A 14100-nucleotide genomic window follows, 5' to 3' on the forward strand; every position below is an offset into this window, starting at 1 on the left:
TTTCCTCCTCCCATTCTCTGTTGCCGCTAATGATTTTTCTGGTCATCGGGTGGGTATTGGTTTTACCACTACTGATATTGAAAACACACAAGGTGAGCGTGTTGATTGGGGATCTGGCTTCAAACTCGAGTATGGTTACGACATCAACAGAATCTTCGGTGTAAACCTTTCCTATAGCAACACCAGTGACAGTGTTCAGTACTATTTCAACTCACAACGTTTCGGTGCAGACCTCAGTACCAATACGTTCAAATTTGACGCTGACATCGGATACACCTTCCAACAGAACAATTTTTCCATTAAGCCTTATGGCGCAGTCGGTTTTGCGAATTACAAAGACACACTGGATATCCACTTTGGCGATTCCAACTCCTCGTCTCGATCCTATAAAGAGTCAGCGCCTTACTTTGGTATCGGCGTTAGAGGGGCTTTAACTCAAGGTCTCTATGCCGATTTACGACTCGATTACCTGATGGATGATGCATATACCGATCAGTTTTCTTTAACTGTTGGCTATAAATTCTAACCCTCCGCTATTAGGAAAGATCTCATGATAAAAAAATTACTCTGTGCGGCGACACTTTTCACTAGCTCCTTTGCCGCTGCGGATGTTCACTTTTCTCCTGACCTAAAAATGGGCTTACAGTGGGGTATTGGCGCGCAGCTGGGGGTTCAAGATGTGATGGGTTTCGAGGCTGTTTATGGCAGCTTTGGTATATCCGACTCTCACTGGTTTTCTGACAAAGAGTCTATCAAACACTACCGAGTCGGTGTGCAGTACGAAGAGAAAAAGTATCAAGCATACTCGGTACAAATGGAGGCAGGACTCGCTGAGTATAAAGGGAGCCGAAATTACTACGGTAGAGACCGCGAGGATCTCAAAGCCTACGGGCCGAGTGTAGCCGCCGCACTAGTGTTTGATTACAACTTACCGATCAAAATACGTTACGGGCTTGAGTTGAATTACTTCCGACACCAAGAGACCTACTTACCAAGTGGTTTGTCTCCTCAGATCAATGTCGGCGTTATCCTTCCCCTTTAGGGAGTGTTATACCCATAAATGGATATACATAATAAATGTGCGCCAACTTCAACCTTTTAGGGACAGCGCACCTTTGCCATGTTTCTATACCAAAGGGCCAATGTACATTTAGAGACACTCTGGTAAAATGCGCAAAAATTCAAATGTGAGCATGACGAGAGCCAACTATGCCAATGTATGTTGTGGGACATAAAATCCCTGATTCAGATTCAATCTGCGGTGCAATTGCACTAGCGTACCTGAAAAACCAAATCGAAGAGCCAGCTATCGCTGCACGTTTGGGTGAACTATCACCTGAAACCGCGTTTATCCTAGAGCGCTTTGGCTTCGAAGCACCAGAGCTGAAACTCAGCTACGCGGGAGAAGAGGTTTACATCGTTGACCACTCTGAACTGACTCAAGCACCGGATGATATTGCGGAAGCAACCATTGTCGGTATCGTTGATCACCACAAACTGGGTGACCTGACGACGTCTACGCCTCTAGAGTGTTGGATTCGTCCTGTTGGCTGTTCTAACACAGTTATCAAAATGATGTACGACTTCTACGGCGTCGCTATTCCTAAAGATATCGCTGGCATCATGCTTTGCGCGATCCTAAGCGATACTGTGATCTTCAAATCACCGACCTGCACCACTGCAGATATTCGTTGCGTTGAAGATCTTGCGAAGATCGCAGGCATTGAAGACGTACAAGCACTTGGCATGGATATGTTCAACGTGAAATCTGCGGTTGCTGGTACGCCTGCACGTGACCTTGTTATGCGTGATTTCAAAGACTTCAACATGAACGGTAACTTGGTAGGTATCGGCCAACTAGAAGTTGTTGACCTGTCTGTTTTTGACGAAATCAAAGCAGAATTGGAAGCTGATATCGCAGCACTTAAAGAAGAAGGCCAACGCCACTCAGTCATGCTTCTTCTAACGGACATCATGAAAGAAGGCTCTGAGCTACTTGTTGTTTCTGATGACGTGACCATTGTTGAACGTGCATACGGCCTAGAAACTGAAAATGGCCGAGTTTGGCTTGACGGTGTATTGAGCCGTAAGAAGCAAGTGGTTCCGCCACTTCAAGACAGCTTCAACTAAGTTTTTCCTTTGAAAAATAATAAAGGGCGGCTTCGCCCTTTTTTAACGTCCTAATTTTGAACGATGTTTTTTATTGTGCATTTCTCTTTCCACTTTTTAGTGAAATATTCGACGAATCACTATTGATGGGTGTCACAAAAAAATGCATAATCGTGCAAAATTTAGCCAAGAGGAAGACACTGTGTCACAAAAGATTACTGCCAAATTATCCAAGTACGCCCCACTTTTCGTAATGATGGGTGTCACTATTGCATTTACCATGATCAATGCAATGTACTGGGGTGGAGTACTCTAATAAGGATACGGTGCGGTGTCATCATTGACACTGCTCTTGCTCAAGTGAATGAGCACTTCCCTCGGCACGTAAACCGAATGAATAAACCCAAGCCAATCGCTTGGGTTTTTGTATATTTGGGATAAAAAGTTATCGCAGATGGACAAATTAGAACGATTTATCGGACGGTGAAAGAGTTAAGCTTTGCAAGGCGAAAAACTTCAGCCAGCGGATTAAATAGATTCAGAAACGAAAAAAGACGCCTTAGCGTCTTTTTTCTTAAATATGGCGGTGAGTGAGAGATTCGAACTCTCGATACGTTGCCGTATACACACTTTCCAGGCGTGCTCCTTCAGCCACTCGGACAACTCACCGTGCTTGTGTCGTTAGACTTGTCGTCTCAACGGGCGCTACTATAAGTATTTACTCTTTCAGGGTCAATGCTTTGAACAACACGTAACGTTCAATTGCTCGGCATTTAGCCAGCCCCATGCATCACTAAACAATCTCAATTAGTAGAGCTCAGAGCCGAACCTTACCTTCAGTTTGAAGAAGGAACCTCAGGTGTGGATAAAATCACGGATACCAGCGGATTGAAACTCAAATCAATGCTCACAAACCTTCGTAATATCACGTCACAGATTCAACGCGACCCTCAAATTCACAACCCCAATAATAAACCCCAGCATTGCTGCCGAGGCTCTATGTGTATCGCAACAGAACGTTATATCAAGACAAGGTCTGCTCTAACGCTTTCTTCAACTCCAGCTCTGCCTTTTCTATCACCTGCTGCGCATGCTCGCGCTGGGCTCTGCCCTCTTTGACGCGAGACAAGGTGTTATTCAAGGTTTCAATCGTCAGCTGATTCACGGTTTCCAATGAATCCAGATCAAGAATGCCACGCTGATAGTTCTCGGCAATTTGCTCTTCCAGCGCCTTGAGCTTCTCGGCATTCTGAACATACTGCTTGTTGGTGTAGTCTTTCACCGCACGCGTCACCTTCAACGCTTTCTCTTTTTCATAATTGGAAATCGCAATCAAGAACTGGCGTTTCCATAGCGGGAAGGTGTTATGGACGATATCTTGAATATCCTCCATCAACATTTTATTGCCTTCCTGCGAGAGGCGAATTTGAGGCGCAGTTTGAATAGCAGCAAGACGCGTCAACTCAAGGTTGTGAACACGCTTTTCAAGACGTGCAATCGCTTGAGAAGCATCACGGTACTTTTGCGCATCAAGGGCATCACCACTTTGCTCAGATTGCGCAAGCAAATCAGGCAGGACGTTCTGTGTGAGATCGTTCAGTTTGTATTTACCCGCCGCGATGTACTGATCTAACCCCGCAAGCAACTCTAAGTTATGATCATAAAGCGTATCTAGCTGCGTAATATCATGCGCAAGTTTTACTTCCTGCGCTTCTAAGCTGCCTGATAACTGCTCTAATTGACCTTTCACCGAATCAAAACTCGCCGAGAATTTTTTGAAAGAATCAAAAAGTTCGCCCACCAACGGAAGCCTCGATAACAGGCTCTTCTTACCAAGGTTGTCGAACTCAGCACTGTCCATGGATGACACCATGGCGTGCAGAATATCTCCTGCCTCACCGCTGTCACGAACACGGACTTGCTCTAAGACTTCATCAGAGAATGCGGTGATCTTTTCCAACGCACCTTTACCAAAGGTAATCGTGGCAACGGTATCAAACGCATCAAACTGTTCAGCCAAAGCCACGATTTGAGGTGTCACCTCAACATCCAGCACCTGACTCTGAGGATTCGTCAATTCAGTCATTGGATCTCCCTGTCTCTATGACGGCTTATGGCAGGGAAACTTCTGCCATAGCGTTTCAAACTGCCTTGAGAACGCAGTGACAAACCTGCGATCATCGGTAAGCGTAATATCTTCCTGATTATATTTGGAGGCACTGCGCGTCCAGTTAAAACTGCCGTTAATCAGTCTTTGTTCGTCAAATATCGCAAACTTATGGTGCATATGATACTGAGTCGTATCAATTTTGACGGCAACGCCTTGTTCGGCGAGGTACTCTACGTCACTCCCTCTGTCGTACATCTTGTCGTTGTCCGTCACGATACGCACCTTAATCCCGCGCTTGTGAGCATCAAGAATATGCTTGGTCAAATCGTTGTCTGCAATGGTAAACACGCAGATATCAATGGAATGACGAGCGAGTTTTAGCTGTTCAATAATACCCGCAGCACACGTTCTCCCAGGCGAGAACCAACTCGTTGCGGTTTCCGCTGAACTCGCGCTCATGATGTTATCTAGCACTTTCACAACGCGTTCCAGCCAACGTACCAGAGCTGCAGCATCGCCTTGGTTTACGATTTCTTTCTGCACCAATTTGAAACTCAAATTACGCAGATAAGAACGGTCTTCATCGCCTAACACCGATTCAGCAAGCTCAGCTTGAAGCTCTCGGCGTTCATTGTCGTCTAAGCGGTAATCTTCAATCGAGGCTTCCAGCCACGCCGACCATTTTTGTCGATTCATTTAATTGCCTCCTTGGCTGTTACCACCAAAGCGGGCAACATGTTGGTTCAGCATGGCGAGCTGTTGTACTACTTGTCCTGCACGGTCTTCGGAATCACCCATCATTTGTTGGCGTTGATATCCGTCAGTGATTTCCTGCCAACGTCCTTGTTGTTCCGGTGTCATATCACCACGCAGTTCAGCAAGTTTCAGCAGGTTTTCTTCCGTACCCGCCGCCAATGTCTGGGCTTCACCTTGATAGTGATCTTGCAGCATGGTGTTGAGTTCTTCATCGGTCATGACTGACGATATTTTCTCGGCAAGTTTGTTCATGTTTCGATAAGAACCCTGCAGCTTAAACGGTGGCTCAACACGATACTGATCCGCCGTAGCGGCGGATTTGATGTACTGCTGATTCACCTTGAGCACGGTTTGCTGTGCCATCATCATTTTTTGCAGCGTAGAGACAATCTCATTGGATTCGGTCGCCGAATACGAATGGCTCATGTCACTCAGTGCAATGCTCTCCCCTTCTGCCATGCGAACAAAGCGGTAAAGGTCATTCAAGTCTCTGGTCGCTAGCGGTGCAAGTACAGAATTCGACGTCAGAGAGTTCTCAATGAAGCTGAGTTCGAACGCTTGCTTCTGATCAGACAGCATGTCACCAAGGTTGTAGATATCTGCACGGTTCGACAACATATCCGGAATTCGGAACGCTTCACCGGTTTCGGTATACGGGTTACCCGCCATCACAACCGCGAACTTCTTGCCACGCATGTCATAGGTTTTGGTTTTGCCTTTCCACGTACCTTCAATGCGACGTGTTCCATCACACAGTGAAATGAATTTCTGAAGAAATTCAGGGTGGGTGTGCTGAATATCATCAAGATACAAGAGCACGTTGTTACCCATTTCAAAGGCGAGGTTAATTTTTTCGATTTCGCGCGCGGCGTTTTGATCAGGCGCATCAGCAGGATCAAGTGAGGTGGCTTGGTGCCCAATAGACGGGCCATTGATCTTCATAAACACCAAGCCAAGCTTGTGTGCTACGTATTCGATCAAGGTGGTTTTACCGTAACCCGGCGGCGAAATCAGTAGCAGCATCCCCATCAAATCGGTGCGTTTCTTATCACCCATGGTGCCCATCTGTTTGGCAAAGTTATCGCCAATCAATGGCAGATAGCTTTCGCTGATGAGTTTGTTTCGAACAAAGGATGTGAGAGGACGAGGTTTGAATTCCCCGAGTCGGAAATCATCTTTCGCGGTATTAAGGAGCTCTGTGCGTTGATTGAGGTAAGCATCAAACTGCGGAACCACCGCAGTTCTGTGATGCTCGTTACGCTGAATAAAATCATCTAACACCAGTGTTAACTGACCTTTTTCAATGCGATCATGCTCACCCAATAAGCCGTCAATGCTGCAAAGCAGCGAGAAGTCGACACTGCCGATGGAGAAATTAGAACATGATTTCAACACAGTGATGGTCGCGGCTTCCAGAACAAACGCTTCGCCATACTGCTTACGAGACGTATAAGCAGTCAACCATTGTTTGTGATCAGCAAACGCTGTTTCAATGGCTTCATCAGCTTGATGCCAACCCAGGCTGCGACGAAACTGAAGGTAGTCTTCACAAAGTGTTAGGGCATCCTGACTGACTTCAATGTTGAGTTCACTCTGACCCAGTAAGTTCACCAGATACTCTGCAGCCTCATTCGCTTGTTCAGCCTCGAGTAACGCCACCAGCTGAGTTTGCAACAGTTGATAAGCCTCTGACGAATTCAAATGTTCACGCAATAGCTGCGCATTGATGGCTTGTTGACGATAATGTTCCACTATTTGGCTATCTTGAGCGAGCAACCACAGCAACGCAGAGGAACGGGCTGATTGGCTGAATCGTAGCAATCCCGCTTGCTGGTAGATAGGTAACACTTTGTCCAAAATACGAATGGCATCGTTGTCGTGAATACCTTTCACATAACCTTCTTTGTAGCGAGGTGCAGCGAATTTTTGTATGCACTCACTCAACGTGCCTTCTTTTTGATCGGCATAGAGCTTATCGAGACTCAACCCATCGGTATTGAGTTCAGCACCGTGCAGGATCAAGTACGCCAAATATTCTGCGCGATACACGTCTTCGCTTTCTGATGCCACATCCAAACGGGACATAGATTGGAGCGTTAGGAAGGTTTCATCTTCAACAGATTGGTAAAAATCCGTACCCGAAATGTGCGTAGACAATTGACCGTCATGGTCAACAAGACTGAGATCGAGCGGCTGTTGATTCACACTAAAACGGTGCTTACCAAGACGAAGGACTTTACCTCCCTGCTCGAAGATATCCTGATTGTCACGCAGCGAACGCAAAGACTGATCCTGCAGTGACTTGATCTTCGAATCGACACTGTCAGCCTTCACACTGTCACCCAACTCTCGAATCGTTGTCGACAGTTGATGCAGTTTCAGCACCATTGCATCTGTTGCGAAGTAGCTGTTAAGCCCCGCCACATCATCAAAGCGTTCAACGCGCTTTTCGATGCTCGACATGGTGACGTTAGCAGCTTGCAGAAGGTTCTGAATACGACGCTGTTGAGCCGCAATCAATTGCTGTTTGTGATTATCGAGCGTTGATTGAATTTCATCTCGTTTGGCATAAATTTCAGCGAGAAACTGGTCAAAGTCAGCAAAACGAGATTCAAGCTTGTCCAATTGACCAACCAGTTTCGCTAGCTGATTGTCACAGTCGTCAGGACTTGTTGCCTGCTCCATCGCACTGCTAACAGATTGACTAAGCAACTTAAACTGCGCACTGAATTCAGCTTGCGCTTCTTCACTTTGAAGGCCTTTAGACTTACCACGAAGTTTCGCGGAGACAGTATTGAGCATTGACGACACTTCCGTCGTCAAATCTAAAATCCGTGTCGCTTGTGTCGGGTCATCCGTTTCAATATCCGTGACTTCTTCCGTCACCAATTGAAGTTCGCTTCTTAGCGTTTCAACCTGATCTTGCAGGATCTGAATTTCAGCGGTTTTATCCACCTCTTCAAGCTGCGTTTCAATGGTCTGGATTTGCTTTTTAAAAGGCAGGTAAGCCTTTTCATCCTGCAGAAGGTTTAGCAACTGCAGATTCAGACTTTCGCGCTGCTCCTGAAGTGTTTCCAGTAAGGCATCAATCCGCTCTTCATCAATGTAATGCTGCTGACGCAACGCCATCACTGCACCCACCTGCCCTTTCACTTCTGAAAGCAAGGTAAGCAAAGTGTTGGCTTGTTCTTTCGGTGCAAGTTTGATCTTTCCGATCAGGTCAGAAACGATCCTGTTCTGATCTTCAATACTTTGTGCGGCATGACTTTGAAGCTGCTGAACCTTGGCGAATTCATCGATGATTTTGTCCGCCGTGCCCATCAGTTCACTAATGGCACCTCCCATGCCTAACGCGTATTCGTGGCCGAGCCAGGTGTAGTGATCAAGCGTTGATTGACATTGCTTGAGAAGCATTTCAAACGCCGCCTGCGTCACCTCCTCTGTCTGTGCTAATTGGCAAATTGACAAAACAGACGATAAGGCGCGAACCAGTTCAGTATTGCCAAGATTAAATAGCGGGCTGCTGCCATCACCTTTGGCATTTTCGAGGGCATAGTGTTCTGGCGTTGAAAACGGCGTATCCCAAATACGCAAAGGGTGGATAGTGGAGGCTTCCGCATTTTCAGACAATTGAAAAACAAGGAAGCGTCCATCGGGATAAAGGCTATAACCATGGCTTTCCATGGGTGCTTCGAACTTTTTCTCAATCAGGTTATAAGTGAAGGCAATGTAGTAACCGTCCACCGCATTGAAGAAGAAATACAGAATGTCTTCACCGTTGGGTGAAATGACTTTTTGGAAGAATTTGAGATTATTGGCAGGAAAATCGAACTGCTTGCTTTCACCATTGGCGAGCACATAACCGTTTGCGTAAAGCACACCATGATCTTCAGGCAAGGATTTTGCGCTTTCACGCAGCGCATCTGCCCGTGTCACGGATTGATTAAGTGGGTTGTAAAGAAAGTAGCGGCTATGTTTTTCGCGGTTTGGCTTCACCCGCAATGCAATCAGCTCGCCAATAAAGGCATAGTCGATTTGCGCATCGGCAATACTCTGATGCGCATCTTCCACATCTTCGCGATAAATGCCTTTTCCTTCTGAGGTGTTGTCTTCAACCTTGATGGTCAAATCCCCACCCACACACTCAACGAATAGCTTATCTCGAATAGACACATGCGGATGTTCACCCAACACATGATCTTCACGCGTCGTAGCTATCCAATCAAAATCATGCTGTGTCGCGCTTTCGAGCGGTGCATGTCCGTAAGAATCCATGTACTCAGCGGAATTGGCATTCAACTGGAAGCGAAACACCTTACGGTCTTCGGGTCGGCTGCCAATTTGAAACGCGATATATAGAATACTCTCCTGACGCGAGATTTGAGATAAGCGTGCGTCCCGGTAATAGGTAAACAGCTCGGTAAACTCATGCACGAAGCGCGCATCATTCAAGAAGCTGTTTTCTAACGTTAAAGACTCGACACGAAACGTACCTTCATTTTCATGAAGTTGATAAAGGCCAAACACATCATCCAATGATGGCGCTGCCTTCATACCTACCTGCACGTGGTAACCAAACAACAATTGTTGGTTTACCTGCGCCATATCGATGGGAATACATTTGGCATCAGTTTGTACATTGGCTTTACCAATCAGCGAGAGCTCTTGGCCACCAAATACGTCCTGACGTTGATGATTGAAAGACTGAGAAAGGGTTTTTAGCTGGTTGCCCTGTTGGGACAGGCGGGATTTGAGAACCTCGTACGCACCGCCTTCACTCACAGCTTGTTGAGTCGTCTCTGACATAATAATACCTATCAATCCCGCCTCTTAAGAAGCGGGATTCTGCGAGAAGAAATGAAGGGTTATTTATCGTCTGATGACGGTTCCATTGAGCTTTGAATTTTCTTTAACAGCTCAGTTGCCCCACCTTGCGAGTTCAACAAACTTGCTAACGCAACATTGCTCAAGTCACTGCTTTTCAGTTCAGTGTTCTCCAAAATAGCTTTCAAATCTTCTGGTAGGCTTCGGTTTCCATCCACATACTCGGACACCAATGGGTTCAGCACTTTCGATTGCTCAAATTTGGCATCAATTGCAGAGGCATCCATGATGGTACGGCGAATCTGTTCCATACCTTCACCACCAAACAGACGGATATCAGCTTTTGACAGTGCCTCTGCCAATGCTTTCGCGTTTTCACTGACCACGGTTTTCTGTGCATCAATGCGCGCGATTTCCAGATCTTTATCTTGTTGCAGTTGCATCACCCACTTATCGTGGTCGCGCGTATGCTCATCGTATTGTTGCGCCGCTTCAAAGCGTGCAGTTTGTGCTTCTGCTTCTGCCAAGCCCTTAGCACGAAGTGCCTGCGCTTCTGCTTCACCTGCACTTTGCATGGCAAACGCTTCTGCCTCGCCAGTTTCTTTAATGGCCTGAGCGCGCTCACGATCCACTTCGACTTCAGCAAGACCCGTTGCACTGATCATTTCTTTCTCAGCATGTGCCATACGCTCTTTGGCTGCGGCTTCACGTTCTTTCGCCACATAGCCTGCTTCAGCACGTTTGGTCGTGACAATATGCTCCGCTTCCGCTTCGCGTGTCTTCACGGCTAGGTCATTTTCCGCATCACGGGTTTTCACTTTAAGTTCGGCTTCATTTTCAATCAGCAAACGCTCTGCACGTTCTTTTGCTGCATCTTTCTCAGCGCGAGCACCAACCAATAATTCAAGCTGCGCGGCTTCTGCAGCCGCTTCTGCTTCAATCATCTTCACGCGTTTCTCACGGCCTACACGCTCATTAACACGAAGGTTTTCAGTCTCTTCCTCTTCACGCGCAATTTTACGTTCAATCTCAACACGCTGAGAGCGTGTTTCGGAAACAGATTTAAGCGCTTCTTCAACCGTTGTCTCTTTCTGCATTTCACGCTCAGCCACTTCCGTCGCTGTACGTACTTTTTCTGTTTCAACAGAACGGGTCAGCTCTTCTTGCTGAATTGCCACTTGGCGCTGATTGGCGATACGGGTCATTTCAACTTCCATTTCCACGCTTTCACGCTTCTTGGACACTTCTTCTTCCGTTTCTAATTTCGCCAACTCAGTGACGCGCAAATACTCCTGTCGCTTCTCAGCCGCTAGCGCTTCTTCTTGCGCGGTAATAATGTCGACTTCACGTTGAGTACGCGCAATACTCTCTTTTTCTTGCTTATCTAACTGCAGACGGTTTGCTTCCGCTTCAACGTTTTTCTTCTTCATCGTTGTGCGTTCATCCTGACGGATAGCATTCGTTTCTGTGTTCTTTTGAGCAGTAATTGCTGAGATTTTACGAATACCTTCAACATCAAGAATGTTGTCCGGGCTATGAGCATCCAGCGCGGTTTGGTCAACTTTATCGATAACCACATCGTAGATTTTGAAACCATCCATTTCGCTGCCGATAACTTCAACAACCGCATCACGGAACGCTCGGCGATTGGTCAGCAATTCTTCAAACTCAAATTGCTTTACCGCCGTTTTCAATGCTTCTGAAAATTTAGGTTGGAAGTGTTCTTTTAAACGTTCAAGATTCGAGGCTTCATGTGCTGTGAAGAGTTTGGCTACACGAACAATGTCTTCTTCTTCATGATTTACACCGATATAAAAATCAACTCTTAAGTCCGCTCGGATGTTGTCTCGGCAGTGAAGACCTTCATATTCTTCGCCTTCCTGATCTTTACGACCACTGCGTACAACAGAGATTTTCTTACGTGTAATGTCCATATATTCGAATCGGTTAACAATCGGCCATACGAATGTGCCGGTTAACGAAGCGCGTGTACGGTGAAGTCCGTTCACAATAAGTGCGTCACCCTCACCACGTACTTTTTTATAACGAGAGGTGAGAAATACCATGACGAGAAGGAAAACGCCGATGCCAATGCCGATAAAAATGATGCTAGGGGAAATTTCCATTTCCAACTCCTGATTTATATTCCGTTATGCTTTCGCTACCACGTAGCGATTTGAAGTGTCATCTTTGAAGACGATGACCACTTCTTCTCCGTATTGAATCGTGCTTTCGTCTTGCAGCATGACATCAAGTAAAAACTCATTACCTTGATGCAATACCACGACTTCCCCTCTTTCTTTGTTAACGACGTTGCTGTGAACCCGCGCTTTCAGGCCAATATAGTCAACCTGAGCAAACGCCTTTTTACGGTCGAACAATGGCGCGAGTGGCTTTAACAACAACGCAGATATTGCAAGGGAGAGGTAAGCAACGATTGGGATTGATGCGAGATCAATCAAAAGATTTGTAACGCCTGAAAACAGGCTGATATTCATTTGTGCGGAGTAAAACGACATGACGGTTGCGATAAAACACGATACACACAACGCAACCATAAGAGGGACTTTTGATAACACTTGAGGCAAAAGCAGACCTGCTCCCGGAATGTTATCAAGGTCAAAAATGTCGAGATCAGCCGTGAAGCCTTCCACCACATTAAAAACCAGATCTATGAGCATAATGAGGAAAAACACTACAAACGGAATAAAAAATACGTTTGTAGGAAATGCCATCAGCATGCCCAGAAACTCACCAACTGCCATATAACGTTACTCTAAACAAAGTTTTATGTTTTATCGTTGTTTTGATGTCTAAGCTTTTTACAAAGCTGTCCAAGACTAACTGAGAATGGTCAGTTTTAAACCTATATAACAGGCTTATATGATTCGGTTCAAAAAAATAGGCCGCCAAATTCTTATACAAGACACAAACTCGACCTTACAGCCAATGATTAAGAAATGAGACAATTACTGAGTGCTCTTCATTGCGATGACGATAAATTTTTCGTTGAAATGAGCCTCATCGCAGAAACGAAAAAGCCCCAGCATTGCTGCTAGGGCTTCGAATATCGCGGTGAGGGAGACATGACTCGTCATTCTGCTACTCTCACCTTTCTGCTTCTTATGTTTTTCATAAGCCAGAAACGAGAAAACCCAAGCATTTCTGCTTGGGTTTTGAATGTGGCGGTGAGTGAGAGATTCGAACTCTCGATACGTTGCCGTATACACACTTTCCAGGCGTGCTCCTTCAGCCACTCGGACAACTCACCGTTTTGTTGGACTTATCGTCTCAACGGGGCGTAACTATAGGGAAGCGCTTTAGTCAGGTCAACGATAAATCGCAAATTTGAGCGCAAGTGTTTAAGTTTCCATCGGCTTGAGTTGTTTTTACACTGCGTTACGCATTTTGCTCTCGCATTCTCATTCTGGCTGATAGAATATTACCCAACACTGGAACAGAGAACGAATCATGACCAACTCGCTAGCACAATTTATCACTGAAAACGGATTAGAGCCTTTTGTACTGTCCGCTGAACAAACGGAAGGGTTTGTCACCGCCATGGCTGCGGCTCCTAACCTTATCGACCCAAGCGAGTGGCTTGCATTTATGTGGGGCGGTGAAGACGAAGCACCGTTCAATAACCCAGAACAACTCGAAGCGTACGCAGGTATCATCGTCGACATGTGGAACGCACAACGCCAAGCTCTGCTCGCTAATGAATGGACATGGCCAGAAGCCTGCGCATTAAGCGAAGCCGAGATTGTGAACCAAGCAACCCGTGAATACTGCGAAGGTATGCTTCAAGGCTGGACCCTAGCTCGTGATGATTGGGAAACCATTATGCCTGAGGAGTCGCCAGAGAATGCATTGCTTGGCGGCGTACTCCTTTCTATTAGCTTGCTGTTTGACCCAGAGTCCGCACTCGCGACGATGGACGAACTCGGTGCGGCAGAACTCGCGCAGTTTGAGGAAATATTTAACGGTATGCCCGTCATGCTATGTGGTTTAACAATGCGCGGATACCAAATGGTAGAGCAGCAATAATCTTAAACTAACTCGCTCACTGCAATGACTGACATTGACAAGCAATACCAATAATAAAGCGGCCTAAACGGCTTATGCCATTCAGATTCTTCCTGCAGTCATACATTTACGCAGGAAGAATCATCAAGAGCTAAAGAAGAGATTGGTGTAGCGAGCTATTCTGTTTACAAATCTCTGACGCAGCTATTGCCGATTCTACCCAGCAAAAGTGACTGAATACTTGTTCTGATTGGTATTGTTTTGCGCAAACTTTT

General features: G+C 46.1%; 10 protein-coding genes and 2 tRNA genes. 5 read left to right on the forward strand and 7 right to left on the reverse strand.

Going from position 1 to position 14100, the window contains the following annotated elements; translation table 11 throughout:
- The 4 genes from LRP50_RS19540 to LRP50_RS19555 all read left to right on the forward strand — a co-directional run.
- Positions 1–526: porin family protein (locus tag LRP50_RS19540; protein ID WP_274166134.1), on the forward strand; the 526-nt coding region annotated here is incomplete at its 5' end.
- Positions 527–550: 24 nt separating this feature from the next.
- On the forward strand, positions 551–1042 hold the full coding sequence (locus LRP50_RS19545) for a hypothetical protein (RefSeq protein WP_274166135.1): 492 nt from the start codon (positions 551–553) through the stop codon (positions 1040–1042).
- A gap of 167 nt (positions 1043–1209) precedes the next feature.
- Positions 1210–2130 (forward strand): manganese-dependent inorganic pyrophosphatase, encoded by a 921-nt coding sequence (locus LRP50_RS19550; protein WP_274166136.1) that lies wholly within the window; start codon positions 1210–1212, stop codon positions 2128–2130.
- 142 nt (positions 2131–2272) lie between these two features.
- Positions 2273–2425, forward strand: coding sequence for a hypothetical protein (locus tag LRP50_RS19555; protein WP_274166137.1), 153 nt, complete (start codon positions 2273–2275; stop codon positions 2423–2425).
- Positions 2426–2690: 265 nt separating this feature from the next.
- On the opposite strand, the gene LRP50_RS19560 is transcribed toward LRP50_RS19555, so the two are convergent.
- The 7 genes from LRP50_RS19560 to LRP50_RS19590 form a co-directional block, all read right to left on the reverse strand.
- Positions 2691–2778: transfer RNA gene (locus tag LRP50_RS19560), tRNA-Ser, on the reverse strand.
- 355 nt (positions 2779–3133) lie between these two features.
- Positions 3134–4195 (reverse strand): toxic anion resistance protein, encoded by a 1062-nt coding sequence (locus LRP50_RS19565; protein WP_017016515.1) that lies wholly within the window; start codon positions 4193–4195, stop codon positions 3134–3136.
- A gap of 15 nt (positions 4196–4210) precedes the next feature.
- The gene (locus LRP50_RS19570) at positions 4211–4915 is read right to left on the reverse strand and encodes a phospholipase D-like domain-containing protein (protein ID WP_274166138.1); all 705 of its coding nucleotides are present in this window, start codon (positions 4913–4915) and stop codon (positions 4211–4213) included.
- Complete coding sequence (locus LRP50_RS19575) at positions 4916–9781, reverse strand: DNA repair ATPase (RefSeq protein ID WP_274166139.1); 4866 nt, start codon at positions 9779–9781, stop codon at positions 4916–4918.
- Between the two features lie 59 nt (positions 9782–9840).
- Entirely contained in the window at positions 9841–11925 is a 2085-nt protein-coding gene (locus LRP50_RS19580) for a flotillin family protein (protein WP_274166140.1), read from the reverse strand.
- A gap of 24 nt (positions 11926–11949) precedes the next feature.
- The gene (locus tag LRP50_RS19585; protein ID WP_274166141.1) at positions 11950–12564 is read right to left on the reverse strand and encodes a DUF1449 domain-containing protein; all 615 of its coding nucleotides are present in this window, start codon (positions 12562–12564) and stop codon (positions 11950–11952) included.
- Between the two features lie 418 nt (positions 12565–12982).
- Positions 12983–13070, reverse strand: a tRNA-Ser gene (locus LRP50_RS19590).
- A 200-nt stretch (positions 13071–13270) separates the two neighbouring features.
- Between LRP50_RS19590 and LRP50_RS19595 the strand changes: the two genes are divergently transcribed.
- Entirely contained in the window at positions 13271–13846 is a 576-nt protein-coding gene (locus LRP50_RS19595; RefSeq protein WP_274166142.1) for a UPF0149 family protein, read from the forward strand.
- The last annotated feature ends 254 nt before the right edge of the window (positions 13847–14100 follow it).

Source organism: Enterovibrio gelatinilyticus (assembly GCF_028683095.1).
Classification (GTDB): Bacteria; Pseudomonadota; Gammaproteobacteria; order Enterobacterales; family Vibrionaceae; genus Enterovibrio; species Enterovibrio gelatinilyticus.

Bases quoted from the DNA above. Each gene is read 5' to 3' on its own strand.
- LRP50_RS19545 (WP_274166135.1), top strand. From the start codon at position 551: ATGATAAAAAAATTACTCTGTGCGGCGACACTTTTCACTAGCTCCTTT.
- LRP50_RS19550 (WP_274166136.1), top strand. From the start codon at position 1,210: ATGCCAATGTATGTTGTGGGACATAAAATCCCTGATTCAGATTCAATC.
- LRP50_RS19555 (WP_274166137.1), top strand. From the start codon at position 2,273: ATGCATAATCGTGCAAAATTTAGCCAAGAGGAAGACACTGTGTCACAA.
- LRP50_RS19565 (WP_017016515.1), bottom strand. From the start codon at position 4,195: ATGACTGAATTGACGAATCCTCAGAGTCAGGTGCTGGATGTTGAGGTG.
- LRP50_RS19570 (WP_274166138.1), bottom strand. From the start codon at position 4,915: ATGAATCGACAAAAATGGTCGGCGTGGCTGGAAGCCTCGATTGAAGAT.
- LRP50_RS19575 (WP_274166139.1), bottom strand. From the start codon at position 9,781: ATGTCAGAGACGACTCAACAAGCTGTGAGTGAAGGCGGTGCGTACGAG.
- LRP50_RS19580 (WP_274166140.1), bottom strand. From the start codon at position 11,925: ATGGAAATTTCCCCTAGCATCATTTTTATCGGCATTGGCATCGGCGTT.
- LRP50_RS19585 (WP_274166141.1), bottom strand. From the start codon at position 12,564: ATGGCAGTTGGTGAGTTTCTGGGCATGCTGATGGCATTTCCTACAAAC.
- LRP50_RS19595 (WP_274166142.1), top strand. From the start codon at position 13,271: ATGACCAACTCGCTAGCACAATTTATCACTGAAAACGGATTAGAGCCT.